Below are 19476 nucleotides of genomic sequence, written 5' to 3' on the forward strand. Positions count from 1 at the left end.
AAGTCCTAGCGAGAGAGTTTATCACAGACAAGTTTTACTGGAGGAAAATAATATGGAATTAAACAAAAAAATTGATGAATTAAAAGAAGAACTTATAAAATCTACTCAAGAAATTATAAGAATAAAAAGCGTTGAAGATGAACCAAAGGATGGCATGCCTTTTGGAGAAGGAGTAAATAGAGCTCTTGAATATGCACTGCAGATATCTAGAAAACTAGGATTTAAAACTAAAAACTTAGATGGATATGTGGGATATGCTGAGTATGGAGAAGGAGAAGATTATGTTGCAGTGCTTGGACATTTAGATGTGGTTCCAGAAGGGGATGGATGGATATATCCACCTTATGCTGCAGAAATTCATGATGATAAGATGTACGGAAGAGGAACTTTAGATGATAAAGGTCCTATAATGGCAGCTCTTTATGGACTTAAGGCAATTAAAGAGTTAAAGTTACCTATTTCTAAAAGAGTGAGAATAATATTTGGAACAAATGAAGAAACAGGATCAAAGGAAATGCATCATTATACAGAAAGGGAAAGTATGCCAGTATCAGGATTTACTCCAGATGCTATGTATCCTTTAATACATGCAGAAAAGGGATTAATGAGTTTTAATCTAATTAAAGACATAACTAATTGTGGAAATGAAGAAATATGCATAAATTATATAAGAGGTGGGCATAGAGTAAATATGGTTCCAGACTACTGTGAGGCTGGAATATGGTCAAAAGAAAAAGATGTTATAATACATGCATTAGAAAAATTCAAGGTGAAAAATGATTTTAACATAACTGCTCATATAAAAAGTGATATGGTAGTTATTAAGTCAGTAGGGATTTCAGCTCATGGAAGTACCCCAGAAAATGGTGTAAATGCAATAATGCAGTTGTTCAAATTTTTAGAAATGCTTGCATTTGAAAATACAGATTTATATGAATTTATTCAATTTATGAATAAACATGTAGGCTTTGAAGTAAATGGAGAATCTTTTGGAGTCCATTTGCAAGATGAAGTGTCAGGTTCACTTTCTTTTAATATAGGAACAGTGAATTTTGAAGATAAGAAAATATCTATGGGACTTAATTTAAGATATCCTGTAACAAAAACTTTAGATGATGTATTAGATGGATTTAACAAAACTATAAATAAAACAGGAATAAAAGTGGAGGATATGGATCATCAAGCTCCATTATATTTTCCTAAAGATCACCCATTGATTAAAGAGCTTTTAAGTGTGTATGAACAAGTAACAGGAGATAGTGGGGAAGCCTTTGCTATAGGTGGGGGAACTTATGCAAAAGAAATGCAAAATATAGTAGCTTTTGGACCAATATTTCCTGGGAAACCTGACTTAGATCATCAAGCTAATGAATATATTGAAATAGAAGATTTGGTAATGAACGCGAAGATATATGCAAAAGCTATATATGAATTAGCAAAATAAAAAGGTGTTAGGAGCAAGGTACTAGTTACTATGGGAAAAGTAGGTGTTAGGAGACATGAAAATGCCCTAATACCTACTTTATATTTTTGTCCTTGAGAATAGTTTGAAATATAAGTTTCATACATATAGATAATAGAATTGGTATTTAGCATGATGAAATGGAAAATTTATATACTAAGATTTAGGTTATCATGCTATAATTTAATTGTAAGAAAATTAATACTATTTAGAGGGGGAGCTTAGTTTGTTGGCATCAGTTCCATTGATTTACAAGATTATATTTTTAGGTGCTGCTGGATTCTTATCTGCATTTGTAGATGCTATAGCAGGGGGGGAGGTCTTATAAGCCTACCTGCATACATGGTTGTAGGATTTCAAACTCACTTTACATTAGGCACAAATAAATTTTCATCTACTTGTGGTACATTAGTTAGTACATGGAATTTTGCAAAATCAGGTAAGGTAGACAAGAATATATTAAAGGTGCTTCTTCCATTTACATTTTTAGGAGCAGCAGCAGGAGTTGCCACAGTATTGCATATTAATTCATCAGTTTTAAAACCAATAATACTGATACTTTTAATGGGCGTAGGTGTATATAGTTTTTTTTCAAAGTCTATGGGACAAGAAGACAATTTTGAAGGTACTACTAAGAAAACATTAATAATAGGAAGTATATTTGCATTTTTTATGGGATTTTATGATGGATTTTTCGGCCCAGGAGTTGGTTCCTTTATAATATTCGGTCTTATAAAAATATATGGTTTTGATTTTGTAAGGGCCAGCGGAAATGCAAAAGCTATGAATTTCACAAGTAATTTAACAGCACTTCTTTTATTTGCAATCAAGGGGAAGATATGGTACTTAATGGGTATTCCAATGTCCCTCTGCATGATGCTCGGTGCAAGAGTTGGCACAAAGTTTGCATTAAAGAAAGGTGCAAAGCTTATTAAGCCTATATTTGTGACTATGTCATTAGGTGTGGCGTTAAAAATGCTTTATGAAGTAGTAAGACCTTTAATTTAGATGAGATAAGCTATGGCTAAAATTTAGTATTTAAGCTAAACTTAAAAATTAATCACTAATCTCTAATCACCATAAGTTGGTGACTAAGGATTAGTGATTATCAACTAGGGATTAGAGAATGGAAACTAGTCATTAAGCTCTTCGTTAAAAAGATTGTGTTTTAATATCAAATCAGAGTATTCTAATTGATTTAAAACAGAGTCTTTTTTATTTTTAAGTTCTGGTGTTTCAGGTATTACTGATGAAGATTTTATATCATAGTAGGTGTTTTGCTGAGATAAATAAAATACTTCACCATCAGTAAATGAACCATTTCTAAATATAACCAATCCTTCTTTAGAGTTAAACAAATCCCTGCCCATTGCATATTTGCAGTTCACACCAAGTATGTTTGCTAAGGTTGGATATAAGTCAATTTGCCCTCCATATATATTATAAGTACCCTTATACATATCATTAGGAAAATGAATAAACATAGGTACCTTTTGAATTTGAGCCCATTCTAAATCAGTAAATTTATTTTTATTTAAAAAACTTGCTAATTCATTTTCATTAGTTTTTGGAATTGCATGATGATCACCATAAAGGGCTATAATACTATTCTTCAGTATACCTTCTTTATCTAGCTTATCTAAAAACATTCCTAACTCCTTATCTGTATAATGAATTGCTTTAAGATAATTTCCAAGAAGCGTATTTTCGTAAGGTCCTACATCAAATTCATCGTATTTTTTAGTATCATCATAGGGAAAATGACTGCTTAATGTAATTAAAAGAGCATAATAAGGCTCCTTTAAATCTTTGATTTTTTCAAAGCTCTGATTTAAAAAGGATTTATCACTTAAACCAAGTCCCATATTTTCATCTATTGTATAGCTTTTTTCTCCATAAAAATTATCAAATCCATATTTAGGATATATCACATTTCTATTCCAAAAGCTTTCCCTAAAGCCATGAAATGCGGTAGCAGAATATCCATTAGCTTTTAATACTTTAGGAAGTCCTTTAAACTCATTATTATAATAAATAGATGTAACAGCTCCAGAGTTTGCAGGATATAAGGAGTTAATAGATAAAAATTCTGCATCAGAAGTTCCACCAGAAGCTGTTTGATAAAAGTAATTATCAAAATAAGCGCTCTTATTTATCCAATTATTTAAATTTGGAGTAACTTCCTTCCCATTTATAGATTTATTTATTACAAAGGATTGTAGTGCTTCTACTTGAATTACAATTAAATTTTTGCCTTTACCAACTCCCTTTAAATTTGAGGAAGTGTTTAAGGTTTTATTTTGTAAAAATGTTTCAATTTCTTCCTTTTTTTCAGTGGACAAAGGAGTTCGTTTTGAAATAGTATTATTTAGTGAATTAAAAACATCTAAAAAATGATAATTTAAGTTTCCAAGATTTTTAGCTACATAAATTCTATTATACATAGTGCTTATAAGCTTAGGTTGCTCTAAGGAAAGTTTAGATATTTTCCATGTATCAATTCCTACAGCAACTAAAAATACAAGTACAAATGAAAGAAGCCTATATTTTAAAGATGATGTAGTTAAATTTTTGTATTTATATTTATTTATTATAGGCATAATAAGAACTATATCCAATAAAAACAATAAGTCAGTAATTTTAAATAAGTTTGTTACACTAGATTTTACATCCTTTAATAATTGGATACCATTTAATATTACTGAAATAGATATTACATCTTTGAAATATCTAAAGTAGTTTAAATCAGCTATTATAAACAATGATATAAATATATTTAATATGAAAAGAAATTTAACTCTTTGTTTATCTTTAAATAGTAAAGATATAGAACATATAATCATTACAGATGCAAATACTGCAAGGAAAATAGACTTATAAGTAAAATATTCAGTTTCAATTTGTTTGCCATAAATTAATATTTTTAATGTAAGAATAAATATAAAAAAAATAACATCTATATATTTTAAAAGTGTATTTTTAAAATTTAGCATCTCTCAAAGCCCCTTTAAAATGTAATTTGTTTATGTAATAAAATTGGGAAATTTTACAAAACATGCAAATTAAATATTATATATAATAATATCACAAATTAAAGTAAAAATTCTATCGTTAAGAGTAATTTTTGTAAGTGTAAATTCACAGAGTATTATAATACAATAAAAGAAATGAACATTATATTAAATTAGCCATTATTTTAAATAATTGTATAGCCATGTATTTACAATAATAAAATACTGGTGCATAATGATATAGTGACATATATAAATGAAGTATTGGAGGAGTAATTATGGAAAATGGAACACAAAATAATAATGTAGAAGAAGTTAAGGATACAGGTAATATAAAATTTAGCAATTTGATTTCAGCTTCAATTACAGATACAGCAATAATGCTTATAATATCAGGAGTACTTTTCTTTGTTTTACAAGTTACTCTAAGACTAGCAGGATATAATATATTAAAGCCATATATAGGAGCATTTGTATTAATTATATTTGTTATAGTAAGTATACTTTATTCTCCTATAATTAGAGGAAAAAAAGGTGCAACCATAGGAGAAAAGGGTTCAGAACTAAAAGTAGTAAAAAAAGAAACAGTACAATAAAATTTCAGGTAGTAATTTAGAACAATAGTAGAAATGGAGAGAAAAACTAGATGAGAAAAGGTAAGGAATATGAATTTTTAATAGAAGATATAGAATTTCCAGCTACAGGGGTATCTTACGCAGATGGACTAAAGGTATATATAAAAAATTCCCTACCAGGTCAAAAGGTATTGGCTAGATTAAGTAAAAAGAGAAGAGAATATGCAGAGGCAAAAGTTATAAAGATTTTAGAAGATGTAGACTTTAAAAGGGAAGCGCTATGTCCTATATTTAAAGGATGCGGAGGATGTAGTACTCAAGATGTGCCTTACGATATTCAGCTAAACTTAAAAGAAAAGCAAGTATTAAGACTCTTTGAAGAAGCAAATTTATCAGGATTTGAATATTTAGGTATAGAAGGTAGTCCTAAAGAAGAAGAGTATAGAAATAAAATGGAGTTCACATTTGGAGACATGGAAAAGGGCGGAGAACTTACATTAGGAATGCATGCTAAGGGAAGAAGCTTTGGTATAATAACTGCAGATTATTGTAAGATAGTAGATGAGGATTACAGAAATATACTTGCTACTGTTTTAGCCTACTTTAGGGAAAAGAAATTTTCTCATTATAGAATAATGAGCCATGAAGGATATTTAAGAAACTTGGTTATAAGAAAAGCTGATAACACAGGAGAAATACTTATAAACATAGTTACAACTTCTCAGGTGGAATTTGACTTTGCTGAGATAACTGAAATTCTTAAAAGTTTAAATTATAAAGGAAATTTAGTGGGAATATTACATACTATAAATGATTCTTTATCTGATGTAGTTCAAGCAGATAAAATAGAGTTACTTTATGGAAGAGATTATATTATAGAAGAAATTTTAGGACTTAAATTTAAAATAACACCATTTTCATTTTTTCAAACAAACTCTAAAGGAGCAGAAAAGCTTTATAGCATAGTAAAGGAGTTCTTAGGAGATTCAAAATCTAAAACAGTATTCGACCTTTACTGTGGAACAGGAACTATAGGGCAAATAGTAGCTCCAGATGCGGAAAAAGTAATAGGAATCGAACTTATTGAAGAAGCAGTAAAATCCGCAAATGAAAATGCAAAACTTAATAACTTAAATAACTGCAAATTTATAGCAGGAGATGTTGCTAAAATCATAAAAAGCGTAAAGGAAAAGCCAGATGTTATAATCCTGGATCCACCAAGACCAGGAGTACATCCAGATGCATTGAAATACGTGGTAGACTTTAATGCTCCTGATATAATATACGTATCCTGCAATCCTAAAACATTGATAACTGACTTAAAGTACTTAACTGAACAGGGATATAAAATAGAAAAGGTAAAGGTAAAGGATATGTTCCCTCATACGCCGCACGTGGAGACAGTGGTGAAGCTGTATAAGTAAAATCAAAGGTTAAATGAAATTTGAATAATAAAAGATAGGTAATTACTATGAACTTGCTACCAATGAGAAAAGGTTCGTAGTAATTATTTTTTTTGCTACTACACTTTCAAATATATCCACAGTACTCTGTTTCATTTTTTGTAACATGTGAATATGTATCTATAGTAGCATGAATATATCTAAACATATGAAACTGAAAATTGACAATGCACAATAACTGCTCATTGTCAACTTTCTCATATAGTTTACTTATTTTTTATTAAAGTCTGTTACAAGGATATTTTTTCATAAGTGAGTTATGGTCTTCATAACAATAAAAGAGTTCATGGTGTATATTGGTAGAATCTTCGGCAGCGGTATTTTTTTTAAATTCATCCTTTCCTGTATCTTTAACTAGAAGATTATCTTCATCAATAATAGAACTTGATTCATAAATTTCAGTTTCCAGGTCAAATATACCTGTATCACAGAAATTAATGTATATCCTGGTAATGATCTCAAATATAATATTCTGGTTATGCTCGTCAATAATAGGGTTATTTTTTATTTCATTTTCTATTTTCACTCCACACTTATTTTTAAGATTCACCAGTGCTTCACATTCACAATCTTGTTTGTGAATGCAATTATTATAGTTATAGTCATTTAACTCAAGATGAAGCAAATCAGACACAGTTAGTGTTTTACAGGAATCTTTTTTATCTTTCAATATTATAGTAAAAGGCATTGTAATGTCCAATCTACCATGGGTAGGATGATTGCAGTATCGTACAACTGCATTATTGGAACCAAATACTACTTCGCTTATTTCTGGAGTAAATTCAATTTCATTAGGAATTCTGCTAATTACGGAAGAAGTTTTTTCTAAAATAGGACTTTCTTTTGTCTGTATATCGGTTGCTACCAGATTAGGTATATTTTCTTTATCTGTATTTTCTACTTCTTTTTCGGATAAAACTTCTTGGTATAAATCAAAAATATCTTTTGCTACGAGTCGACTATCAAATTTTTCTTCACACCAGCTTCTACCCCATTTTTCTAAAGATTTACATGCTTTGGAATTTTGTAGCAATTCATTTAAATCTTTTGCAAGTGTTAAGGGATCTGCTTTTTTTATTGAATCATGATCACCAAAATACATATTCCATTGCTCGTTCATACATCTAGGACTAATGATTCCGGTATATCCATGATTCCCTACGGCAATAACTGGCTTACCACAACTCATGGCCTCAAGTGCCACTCTTGCAGTACCAACTACAATATTTGCATTCTGATAATAAGGCAGTACGTTAAATTTCGCACCTACTACATGAATTGCATCTCTTTGTAACATTTTATTCAGAATGCTTACTTCATGTGTGATTAAATGCTTATCAGCTCCATCTCCAATAACAAAAGCATGTAGATGTTTATTTTTAATCATTAAAATAAAACATGCAAAAATAAAAGATTCAGCAGCTAAGGTTTTTCCCCAATCCAGACGACTACAGTAAGTTATAATCTGAGAGTTTTCAGGTATATCAAGCTGATTTTTCAAACCTTTTACTGTATGCTGAGGATGGAAAATTTCCATATCAATTCCATTTGGAATCACCACAATTTCTCCTCTTATTCTTGAGCCTAATTTTGATTCAATTAGTTTTTTAATTGGTTCGCTTACTGCAATAATTTTAGTTGCATTGATACAGGAAGCAAATAGTATATCATTAGGATAAAATAAGCCGTGTAACGTGACTATATATGGGATTTTGTAGCTTCTATAAATATCATTTCCTAGACGCATACTTGCAAAAAGGTGGCAGTGAAGCAAATTGATTTTTTCTTCATCTATTATTTTCTTTGTTAATTTAATTAACTTCATAATGTTTTTATTAGAAATATAGTCGCTAGCAAAAGGAATTTCTACAACTTTTAATCCATAATGTTTGAATACTTCTACTAGTGGACCACCAGAGGTTCCGATAACTACATGCGCCCCTAACTTTTCCAGAGATTTTGCAAGCTCCAATACATACATCTCTGTTCCACCAATATTTAGGGCATCTATAAGCATCAATATTCTTAATGGACTATCTTCATTCAATCTACTGACTATATACTGTTCTTTTTCTAAATCTTTGTAGAGTTCTCTATACTTTATAAAATTTTGTATTCCGCTTTTACTTAGCTGAGCTTCTACTGTTTCAGAATAATTTTTTTCATTTTGAATATGATAGGAGTTTTTATGCCTTCTATAATAATAAAGAATGCTGTTGATCTTTTCTAATCTACCTTGTTTAAGCAAATGTAAGAATATATGAAAGTAGTCTTCTAGTTCATTTTCTTCTTTCTGGAATTCAAGTCCATTTAATAAGGTTCTACGCATCATTATTGTAGGAAATATAACTGGAGAAAATTTATTGATAATTGCATTTTCAATTTGTTCTTTGGATATATAACTATTTTGAATTTTCTCTATAAAAATACAGGCACTACGATAACTAGTCTCATTAGTAAAACATCTGATAAGGCATGAAACCATCCCTAAATCATCATTAGATTTAAGGTAATTGAGCTGTTCATCAAACCTGGTAGGAGAACTAATATCATCTGGATCATGAAATGTGATAAAATCTCCCTGTGCTTGCTGTAAACCATATTTTAATGAATTAAATAAGCCTTCATGTTCTACAAAAGCATGATAATGAATTCTGTCGTCCTGTATTTTTTTTATTTCTTCCTCAATATTTTCTATAGAATTATCATTAATAATAATAAGCTCCCAGTTTTGAAAAGTTTGATTACATATGCTTTTAATGGATTCAAAGATATACTGCTTACAATTGTATACTGGCATAATAACACTAATTTCTGGCTTCATAATTGCTATTCACCTACTTTTTTATATCTATTGATAGTATAGGATATCGGATAGATTTTCTACTCTGTAGCCATTGTGTAAAAGATTAAAAATAAATTCAAAGTCTTCTGCACCATCAGTACGTTTATTTATGCCTCCAGTTTTATCTATAATGTCACTGCGAAGAAGAAGCGTATTAAAATTCATGCAAGGCATAAAATCAACGTTATAGGAATATTCAACATCATCCTTGAATTTTATATAATCTCCACTGTCATTATAATTTGTGCCTACAACACTATACATGAAATTGTTTGTTAAAAATTCAATCTGTTTTTCTATTCTTTTTGGATGGCTTTTACCTCCAACATTGTGAAATGCTATAAATTCTCCTTTAGAAAGATAAGTCCCTATATTATAAGCCCAAGGAAATCCAACTTCCCTTGGTAGAGGGAAATATACTAAATCTTTAAATTTACCATTATTTTTATATGGTTCTGCCCATTTGCTAATAAAGTTTTCTGTATTAATATCAGGCTGCTCATCTATGATAACTAATTCAAGATTATCGTAAGTTTGAGAGGCTATACTATCTAAGGATTTCTTGACTTTATCGGATATTCCTTTTATTGGGATAACGATACTTGTTTGGCCTTCATTTTTTTTTCTTTTTTCTTTGTAGTTATGAGTTACAGTATCGTCCTCATAAAGACTACGTGAAAATTGCTTATCATGGTTTCTGTAGAAAAACAGGTTTTCATTTAAGTTCTCAACGATAAAGTCATGATTTACAATATTACTTACAAAAAAGAAATCATTAGAAAATAGAACTGGTTTATTAAAGCCAATGATCTCGTCGATAATATAGGCACGGATCATAAGTGTTCCATAGCACACACAGTGCTTAATATCAATCTTATAGTTTTTTTCAATTTCATTTGCATCAAAACTAATCCAGTTGCTGGTAGATATAGTGTTTGATATATCATCGCGAAAAGATGAAAATATAGTACCTAATGCGGAAGTATCAGGATGTTCTTGAAGATATTTTACCTGTTTTTCAATTTTTTCATCATGACTAATGTCATCAGCGTCGTGAAATACAACATATTCTCCTTTTGATAGACATAAACCAATATTTACGGCCCACTCGAAACCAAGATTTCTTGGCAGCCGTACATATATAAAGTCCGTAAAGTCATCTCGATTTTCAGCAAGCCATTCATTTACAATAGTTTTTGTGTTATCCTGTGAGCAATCATCTATCAAAATAATCTCTATATTAGAATAGGTTTGCCTTTTTAAACTTTCAAGAGTATCAATTATATAGCGATCATAATTATAGGCAGGGATAATTACGCTTACAAGTCCTGCTGATCGATCATATAACATTGTCATTTTATATCACTCCTCCAGAAGTAAATCATTTTTTAAATTAAGTTTACATAGGATACATAAATGATTCATTGAAACTACTCAAAGAAAACATTTTATTACCATTACATAATTATCATATGAGTAAAATCATAAAATGTTCTATTTATTCTTAATGTGAGAATAGCCTTGACAATGTTTAATAAAATTTAAGAATTGTTAAGAACTTTATAATAATAACTTTCTCATTAATCTCTCATTATTATTTTCACAATATGATACCTGTCATAATATTATAAAAATATGGATTGTTACATCCATTAATTGATTATTTTAATTTGCTGTAGAAAAGGAGAGAGCTTTATGAGGGTATTAGTTAGTGGCGGTGCAGGATTTATAGGATCTAATTTAGTAGATAAACTTATAAATCTAGGACACAATGTATGTATAATAGATAATTTATCTACTGGAAATATAAATAATGTAAATAAAAAAGCTAAATTATATATAAATGATATTTTGGATCCTAATGTATCAAAAATATTTGAAAAGGAAAAGTTTGATATAGTCTATCATCTAGCAGCTCAGATAAATGTGCAAAAATCTATAACGAATCCTATATTTGATTCTAATGTAAATGTATGTGGTACTATAAATATAATAAATAATTGTGTTAACTATAATGTTAAAAAAATAGTATATTCTTCTTCAGCAGCTGTTTATGGTCATCCCCAGTACCTACCTATAGATGAAAAACATGAAATAAGACCCGTATCTTATTACGGATTATCTAAATATACTGCTGAAGAATATATAAGAGTATTTAGTAATTTAAATAATTTAGACTTCACCATACTTAGATATGCAAATGTATACGGAATAAGGCAAGATCCAAAGGGTGAAGGCGGCGTAATATCCACATTTATGAATAGTTTATTAAAAGAACAACCACTATATATATTTGGAGATGGTAGTGCCTTAAGAGATTACATCTTTGTAGAAGATATCGTTGACGCTAATATTGCAGCTATCAGCAGTGGAGGCAAAGAGATATTTAATATAGGCACTGGAGTTTATACTTCTGTCAAGGAACTAGCTGAAAATATGATAGATATCATTGGTCTAAAATCTAATATAGAGTATAAATCAGCTAGAAAAGGAGATATAGAAAATTCATATTTTAATATTAATAAAGCTAAAAATAAACTTAATTGGAGTCCAAGATTTAGTTTGAAAGATGGACTCAAGAAAACTATAGAATATTATAAAAATAATCTAGAAGATTAAAAAGTAAAAAAGAAGAACGTAGCATGTCTTAGTTATTTGAGCAAATAGAACCTGTAAAAAATAAGGAATTAATTAAATACAAAAAATCCAGTAGAAAAGCTTATTATTGTTTACTACTGGATTTAGTTTACTAAAAAAAATTTAAGAATAAATGCAGAGAAATTTTAATACTTATGATTTAGAGCGACAGGTTCAACAGCTCTGCATTTTTTCAAAGATAAGCGGACGCATTAATTTTCCAAGGCAGATTGGCTGTGTACTATATTTATAATTATCCCAAAGACTTGCAGTTATAATCTGATTATTACCATAAGTTTTAAAGAAATATTCACAAGTATTTGTATTCATAAAAGCTATATATTGCGTATAATCATAAGTATTTCGATCTGTTATGACAACTCCCTTTGGAATAGAAACACCTTCCATAATATGAAAGCATGTAATTATTGCCTCCATCCTGTCTTTAGGTGTTTGAATATGTGTCTTTTGATATGCCGTTCTTACAAATCGTTCTGGTGACGTATAGCCCCCCGGCAACGACATGGTTCCTCCTGCCTGACCGAATGGCTTTAATTTAATTTTTCCCCAGTAGGTTTCACTAGTCTGCATTGGAGATACATCCATATAATTTCTTAAATTAGTCATATGCCAATGAAAATCAGGACTGTTGGCCATAACACCGATGGGATTTTTGAATAACTTCAGACCTTTTTCTGTTTGCTCAATAACAACACATTTTCCGCTTTTATCTGTGGCAATCCAATGTAATGGTGCAACTGTTTGTGTTACGGGATCTGGCAGACCAATGAGAGATATTTCCTGTAGTATTTCTCCCAGTTCTTCTATGGATCCGCATCTTCCCAAAATATAATGGAGAAAATCTAAAGATGCAATAGGCTCCTTTCCCATATGCTTCACATGCATATTGTATTTGGCATAACCAGCAAAATATAATGCAGCTGCCGCAAAGCCCTTTTCATTTACTCCGTCAAAAAAACCGAGTGTTCCATCAGTTTCCTGTCCTATTCCTATAAATTTATAGTAATTACAAAATTTATGCATGTTTAAAACATTATTCCACACATAATTTTTGGGTACCACATAAAGCTGTGGTTCAATAGAATAAGAAAAATCCATGGTTCGCCCGAAAAAGTTTTCCATCTGTTGGGACTGTAACGTTATTGCTGTGCACATGTTAATTTCCCTCCTATGATTTATAAAATTTGATTTTCACAACAACATACCTTATATAAAGATTTGAAGATGGTAGGGTGTGATATTTAAGCATATGCATTTACACTCTGAAATTCATCTATTTTGTAACAAAAGGACTGCATATTTATTAGTATGCTTCTTTGAGTCGGGAAATTCGCTATTTCTTAAGTTTGCACCAGGTTATAGATACGATTGTCATGTAATACAAGTTTGATTTATTGTAAAAGGGTGTAAATATGATATAATTTATATAAAAACTTGCATTAATTAGTATTAAGGAATAAATTAATTCATTTATAAGAATTAAAATAAATAAAACTTATTGAGCCAATGACAAGGCTCTTTTATAGTTTGAGGGCAGAAATAGATATTAGTGCATAGAGATGAAGTTATTTATTACAAATGAAATATTGAAAGAGGAGGCAGAACAGATGAATGACTGTGGAAATAATTGCAATCTGAATGTTTTTGACAGCACAATTAATAACATAAATGATGGAATAGTAGTTACAGACATTAATGGGGAAATTAATATTATTAATAAAGCAGCACAGGAAATTTTGAATATTGCTGAACATTATGGTATTGGACGGATTATAAGTGATTTAATTCCGGAAGTTCTTGAATTTCAATTACCGAAAAGAAAATATATAAAAACTAATAAAAATATAGTAATAGGGGAAAAAGTAGTTTCAATGACTAAAATTCCAATCATTGAAAATAATGAAGCTAAAGAAGTTAAAAAAGTGATTTATGTATGTGAGGATATTACTGAGAAAGAAAAAATAAAAGAAGAATTAATTAATGAAAAAAATTGGAGTGATATGCTAAAGAAGGCTTTGGATATGGCTTATGAAGGAATAGTAATTATAGATAAATACGGATATATAATTATGATAAGTAAAGGATATGCAGATTTTTTAGGGATAGATGATAAAAAAGCAATAGGCAAGCATATTACAGATATAATTGAAAATACAAGAATGCATATTGTAGTAAAAACAGGAAGAGAAGAGGAAGTTCAATTGCATAAAATTAGAAATAGATATATGATAGCAACTAGAACTCCACTATTTATTAATGGAGAGCTACAAGGTGCTGTAGGTAAGGTGCTTTTTAAAAATGTAAAAGAATTAGATTCTCTTTACAAGAAATTTAGTAAAGTTCAGAAGGAATTAGAAGCTTATAAAGAACAACTTCAACAGAAAACTAGTGCAAGGTATACCTTCGCTGATATTGTTGGAAATAGCGATGGAATTATGGAAGCTAAAAAGCTATCTAAAAAAGCAGCCTTAACTGATTCTAATGTATTACTCATTGGTGAAAGTGGCACAGGAAAAGAACTATTTGCACATTCTATACACAAAAATAGTAATAGAAATTATGGACCATTTGTGAAGGTAAATTGTGCAGCAATTCCATCTGATTTATTGGAATCAGAATTATTTGGATATGAAGGGGGAGCCTTTACTGGAGCTAAAAAAGAAGGGAAAATGGGAAAGTTTGAATTGGCCGATGGAGGAACTATTTTTTTAGATGAAATCGGAGATATGCCACTACATATGCAAGTTAAACTTTTAAGAGTATTACAGGAAAGAGAAGTTGAAAGGGTAGGAGCTGTTTCTCCTAAAAATATAGATATAAGAATTATAGCAGCAACTAATCAAGATCTTTGCGGTATGGTAAAGGAAGGAAAGTTCAGAGCTGACTTATATTATCGACTTAATGTAGTTACTATAAAAATTCCATCTTTAAGAGAGAGAAAAGATGATATTATATTATTATCTAATCTTTTATGTGATAAAATATCTAAAAAATTAAATAAAGAAAAATGCACAATTTCGGATGAAGCTTTAGAATACTTAAAAAATTATAAATGGGAAGGAAATGTAAGACAATTAGAGAATGCAATTGAAAGAGCCATAAATATTATAGAAAATACAAATACTTTATTGCTACCAAAGCATTTGCCAAAGGAAATAACAGGAGTTGAAATTAATATTAATATTTCAAAGCTTGAAGATGTTATATGGCAAGCGGAAAGAAATACAATTATTAATGCTATAAAAATATGTAAAGGTAATAAACAAAAGGCAGCTAAAGAATTAGGAGTAAGTAGAACTACTTTATATGAAAAGATTAATAAATATAAAATATTATAAAAAATTTAATGAAAATTGTGTAAAGTGTATATGAAATCGTACACATTTTTAGACTTATTTTAAAAGTGTTCGATTTTGCATACACTTTTTTGTTGTTATTTTAGATGTGTAATGATAAGCATACACTTTTTTAGGAATTGACTAAATATTTATAAAATTTGTTTTTCATAATATTATTAAAGAATGCAGATAAATCAACATTAAGAGAAGAAAAAATAAAAAAATATTTATTTTGGCACGGCTTTTGCTTATTAATTAAAGTGTAAGTTTGTAATCGTTATGAGAAAGGAGATATATTTATGATTAAAGTAAAAACTGTTTCAGAAGCAGTACAAATGATTAAAGGTGGCAGTACTGTTGCCATAGGTGGATTTATAGGAACTGGACATCCAGAAGAGATAACATCAGAAATAGAAAAAAGTTTTATTAATACAGGAGCACCTAATAATCTTACACTTGTGTATGCTGCTGGACAAGGAGATTCAAATGAAAAAGGATTAAACCACTTAGGACGTGAAGGATTAGTGTCAAAAGTAATAGGGGGACATTGGGGACTTGCACCGAAACTCCAAAAATTAGCGTTAGAAAATAAAATAGAAGCATATAATCTTCCTCAGGGTGTAATATCCCATCTTTTTAGAGATATAGCAGCCAAAAAGGTAGGAACAATTACTCATGTTGGTCTTAAGACTTTTGTTGATCCTAGAGTTGAAGGTGGAAAGCTAAATGATATAACAAAGAAGGATATTGTAAAGGTTGTTAGCATTGAAGGGGAAGAAAGACTATTATATAAAGCTTTTCCTATAAATGTTAGTATTATACGAGCCACCTATGCAGATGAAAAAGGTAATCTATCTTTTGAAAAAGAAGCAGCCACATTAGAAGCTGTATCCATAGCTCAAGCTGCTAAAAATTCTGGTGGAATAGTAATAGCTCAAGTTCAATCTGTAGTTAAGAGTGGAACATTAGATCCTAAGCTAGTAAAAATTCCAGGAATATATGTAGATGCTGTTGTTGTTGCTAAGCCAGAGAATCATATGCAAACATTCTCAGAGCATTTTAATCCTTCATACTGTGGAGAAGTAAAGGTTCCATTAGATTGTATGGAAGTCATGAAATTAGATGAAAGAAAAGTAATATCAAGAAGAGCATCTATGGAACTTATGCCTAACGCAGTAGTAAATTTGGGAATAGGCGTTCCAGAAGGAGTAGCTGCTGTTGCAAATGAAGAAGGTATTGGGGACATGATGACCTTAACCGTAGAGGCTGGACCAATAGGTGGAGTGCCAGCAAGTGGTTTAAGTTTTGGTGCATCTTTAAATGCAGAGTGTATTTTAGACCAACCTTACCAATTTGACTTTTATGATGGTGGAGGTCTTGATATAGCATTTTTAGGGTTAGCCCAATGTGATGAAAAGGGAAATATTAATGTTAGTAAGTTTGGGCCTAAAATAGCTGGTTGTGGCGGATTTATTAATATTACACAGAATTCAAAGAAAGTAATATATTGTGGAACATTTACAGCTGGAGGCTTAAAAATAAAGGTTCAAAATGGAGAACTAATAATTGGACAAGAAGGAAAGACTAAAAAATTTATTAAAGATGTTGAACAAATTACCTTTAGCGGAGAATATGCAAGGGAAATAGGGCAACAAGTTTTATATATAACTGAAAGAGCGGTATTTGAGTTAAAATCAGAAGGATTAGTTTTAACAGAAATAGCTCCAGGGATCAGTTTAGAGAAGGATATTTTAGCAAATATGGACTTCAAGCCAATAATATCTGAAAATCTTAAAGTTATGGATGAAAGAATATTTAAAGATGAATTAATGGGGATTAAAGTAAATTAAAATAAATTAAATTAGAGAGAGAAAGGAGAATTTTTATGTTAGGTGTTATAGGTATTATGATTTCCCTAGTATTATTAATGTATTTAGCTTATAGAGGAATAACGGTATTAATTTTGGCTCCAGCACTAGCATTACTTGCGGTAGTATTCTCTGGAGAGCTTCCATTACTTGTAACTTATACAGAAGTATTTATGAAAGATTTTGCAGGTTATGCAAAAACCTATTTCCCACTATTCTTATTTGGAGCAGTATTTGGAAAAATAATGGATGATTCAGGGGCAGCTAAATCCATTGCAAATTTTATAGCACATAAGCTTGGGAAAGATAAAGCAATGCTCGCGGTAGTATTATCCTGCGCAGTATTAACTTATGGTGGTGTTTCTTTATTCGTTGTTGCATTTGCGGTATATCCAATAGCAGTTGAATTATTTAAAGAGTCTAATCTGCCAAAAAGACTTATACCGGGAACTATAGCTCTTGGAGCATTTACTTTCACAATGACAGCATTACCAGGAACTCCTCAGATTCAAAATGCTATACCAATGACTTATTTTGGAACAACTGCTTGGGCAGCACCTGTAATAGGTATAATTGGTTCAATAGTAATATTTGCTTTAGGTATGATGTGGCTTAATAGAAGAGCACAAAAGGCAGTTGCAGCTGGAGAAGGTTATGGAAATCATAAAGATGAAAGGCTTGAAACAGTAGATGTATCTAAACTTCCCAATATTGTTGTAGCTATTATTCCGATAGTAACAGTTTTGGTATTAAATTATATATTTGGTGTATATTTTGAAAGAATTCCTTCAGAATATCTAAAATCATATGGAACATCAATAGATAAAGTAAAAGGATTATGGAGCTTAATTGTTGCTCTTCTTATATCAACAATACTTGCAATAGTTTTAATGAGAAAGAATTTTAAGAGTATAATAAAGACTGTTAATGATGGAGCAATTGGTTCATTACTCGCAATTGCGAATACTTCATCAGAGGTTGGGTATGGAAATGTTATTAAAACATTGGGAGCTTTTGCATTAATTAAAGGGGCGATACTTGCAATACCAGGAACTCCTCTAATTTCTTTATCAGTTTCAACAAGTATATTAGCTGGTATAACTGGATCAGCTTCAGGTGGAATGAGTATAGCACTAGGAGCTTTAGGAGATATTTATATGCAAAAAGCATCAGCCTTAGGTATTAATCCAGAGGTAATGCATAGAATAGCAGCTATTGCTTGTGGAGGATTTGATACACTTCCGCATAATGGAGCTGTAATAACATTATTAGGAATTACAGGTCTTACACATAGGGAATCCTATGCAGATATAGGAATGTGTACAGTAGTTATTCCAGTTATAGCTACAATAGTATGTATAATTGCGGCTGGTTTTGGATTAGTATAGAAAAATTAAAATAAAGAGGTGTTATTTGTATGGGAAAAACAATAAATGAACTAAAGATAGGAGATAAATCATATATAGAAAAGACTATAAGTGAAACAGATGTATATCTTTTTGCAGGAATAACTGGAGACTTAAATCCAGCGCATATAAATCAAATAGAATCAGAAAAGACCATATTTAAAGGTAGAATTGCTCATGGAATTTTAGTATCTGGATTAATTTCAGCAGTTTTAGGAATGCAGCTACCTGGACCAGGGACAATATATTTAGGTCAAGAATTAAAGTTTATGGCACCAGTAAAAATTGGTGATACAATAAAAGCAGAGGCAGAAATAGTGGAATTGATTACAGAAAAAAATAGAGTTAAATTAAGGACAACCTGTACTAATCAAGATGGCAAAATAGTTATTGCAGGTGAAGCTCTGGTTATGCCCCCAAGAGTATAAATATGCTTAGCCTAGTTAATTAATTAACAATAAATGAGGAGGTAAAGTATAATGAATTTTTCATTAACAAGAGAACAAGAATTTGTAAGACAAATGGTAAGAGAGTTTGCTGAAACTGAAGTAAAGCCATTAGCAGCAGAAATCGATATAACAGAAGAATTTCCTATGGAAAATGTACAGAAAATGGGTAAACTTGGAATGATGGGAATCCCATTTTCAAAGGAATATGGTGGAGCAGGTGGAGACGTTGTTTCCTATGCAATAACAGTTGAAGAATTATCAAGAGTTTGTGCTTCAACAGGTGTTATCGTTTCAGCTCACACTTCATTATGTGCATCAGTAATAAATGAGCATGGAACACCAGCTCAAAAGGAAAAGTACTTACCAGCACTTGCTAAGGGTGAAAGAATAGGTGCTTTCGG

Annotated in this window: 14 protein-coding genes; 10 read left to right on the forward strand and 4 right to left on the reverse strand. The window is 30.4% G+C overall.

Annotated elements, in window-relative coordinates; all coding sequences use genetic code 11:
• The first annotated feature begins 52 nt into the window (after positions 1-52).
• Together pepV and CRN98_RS04580 are read left to right on the forward strand one after the other, a co-directional pair.
• On the forward strand, positions 53-1444 hold the full coding sequence (gene pepV / locus CRN98_RS04575) for a dipeptidase PepV (protein ID WP_097026227.1): 1392 nt from the start codon (positions 53-55) through the stop codon (positions 1442-1444).
• Positions 1445-1804: 360 nt separating this feature from the next.
• Positions 1805-2470, forward strand: coding sequence for a sulfite exporter TauE/SafE family protein (locus CRN98_RS04580; RefSeq protein ID WP_341455753.1), 666 nt, complete (start codon positions 1805-1807; stop codon positions 2468-2470).
• Between the two features lie 125 nt (positions 2471-2595).
• Here the strand turns inward: CRN98_RS04580 and CRN98_RS04585 are convergent, their stop codons facing one another.
• Positions 2596-4455: an LTA synthase family protein gene (locus CRN98_RS04585; protein WP_097026228.1), complete on the reverse strand. Its 1860-nt coding sequence runs from the start codon at positions 4453-4455 to the stop codon at positions 2596-2598.
• Between the two features lie 296 nt (positions 4456-4751).
• Here CRN98_RS04585 and CRN98_RS04590 point away from each other — a divergent pair, with 296 nt between their 5' ends.
• Both CRN98_RS04590 and rlmD read left to right on the forward strand, forming a co-directional pair.
• The gene (locus CRN98_RS04590) at positions 4752-5069 is read left to right on the forward strand and encodes an RDD family protein (protein ID WP_097026229.1); all 318 of its coding nucleotides are present in this window, start codon (positions 4752-4754) and stop codon (positions 5067-5069) included.
• Positions 5070-5119: 50 nt separating this feature from the next.
• The gene (gene rlmD, locus CRN98_RS04595; RefSeq protein WP_097026230.1) at positions 5120-6472 is read left to right on the forward strand and encodes a 23S rRNA (uracil(1939)-C(5))-methyltransferase RlmD; all 1353 of its coding nucleotides are present in this window, start codon (positions 5120-5122) and stop codon (positions 6470-6472) included.
• Positions 6473-6731: 259 nt separating this feature from the next.
• Here rlmD and CRN98_RS04600 read toward each other — a convergent pair whose 3' ends face one another.
• Complete coding sequence (locus CRN98_RS04600) at positions 6732-9335, reverse strand: glycosyltransferase (RefSeq protein WP_097026231.1); 2604 nt, start codon at positions 9333-9335, stop codon at positions 6732-6734.
• A gap of 27 nt (positions 9336-9362) precedes the next feature.
• Positions 9363-10712, reverse strand: coding sequence for a glycosyltransferase family 2 protein (locus CRN98_RS04605; RefSeq protein ID WP_097026232.1), 1350 nt, complete (start codon positions 10710-10712; stop codon positions 9363-9365).
• Positions 10713-11051: 339 nt separating this feature from the next.
• Here CRN98_RS04605 and CRN98_RS04610 point away from each other — a divergent pair, with 339 nt between their 5' ends.
• On the forward strand, positions 11052-11975 hold the full coding sequence (locus tag CRN98_RS04610) for an NAD-dependent epimerase/dehydratase family protein (protein ID WP_097026233.1): 924 nt from the start codon (positions 11052-11054) through the stop codon (positions 11973-11975).
• A 192-nt stretch (positions 11976-12167) separates the two neighbouring features.
• Here the strand turns inward: CRN98_RS04610 and CRN98_RS04615 are convergent, their stop codons facing one another.
• Positions 12168-13169, reverse strand: a complete 1002-nt coding sequence (locus tag CRN98_RS04615; RefSeq protein ID WP_097026234.1) for a choloylglycine hydrolase family protein — start codon at positions 13167-13169, stop codon at positions 12168-12170.
• Between the two features lie 404 nt (positions 13170-13573).
• On the opposite strand from CRN98_RS04615, the gene CRN98_RS04620 reads away from it, so the two are divergent.
• The 5 genes from CRN98_RS04620 to CRN98_RS04640 form a co-directional block, all read left to right on the forward strand.
• Positions 13574-15352 carry a sigma 54-interacting transcriptional regulator gene (locus CRN98_RS04620; protein ID WP_341455754.1) on the forward strand — a complete coding sequence of 593 codons (1779 nt, stop codon included), beginning with the start codon at positions 13574-13576 and terminating at the stop codon, positions 15350-15352.
• Positions 15353-15651: 299 nt separating this feature from the next.
• Positions 15652-17202: an acyl CoA:acetate/3-ketoacid CoA transferase gene (locus tag CRN98_RS04625; protein WP_097026236.1), complete on the forward strand. Its 1551-nt coding sequence runs from the start codon at positions 15652-15654 to the stop codon at positions 17200-17202.
• A 35-nt stretch (positions 17203-17237) separates the two neighbouring features.
• Entirely contained in the window at positions 17238-18608 is a 1371-nt protein-coding gene (locus CRN98_RS04630; protein ID WP_097026237.1) for a GntP family permease, read from the forward strand.
• A 29-nt stretch (positions 18609-18637) separates the two neighbouring features.
• A complete protein-coding gene (locus CRN98_RS04635; RefSeq protein WP_097026238.1) occupies positions 18638-19054 on the forward strand; it encodes a MaoC family dehydratase in 417 nt (138 codons plus the stop codon).
• A gap of 51 nt (positions 19055-19105) precedes the next feature.
• Positions 19106-19476, forward strand: a 371-nt coding sequence (locus CRN98_RS04640; RefSeq protein WP_179631923.1) for an acyl-CoA dehydrogenase family protein, incomplete at its 3' end; no start/stop codon positions are given.

It is taken from the genome of Clostridium peptidivorans (assembly GCF_900205925.1).
GTDB classification, from domain to species: Bacteria; Bacillota; Clostridia; order Clostridiales; family Clostridiaceae; genus Clostridium_AK; species Clostridium_AK peptidivorans.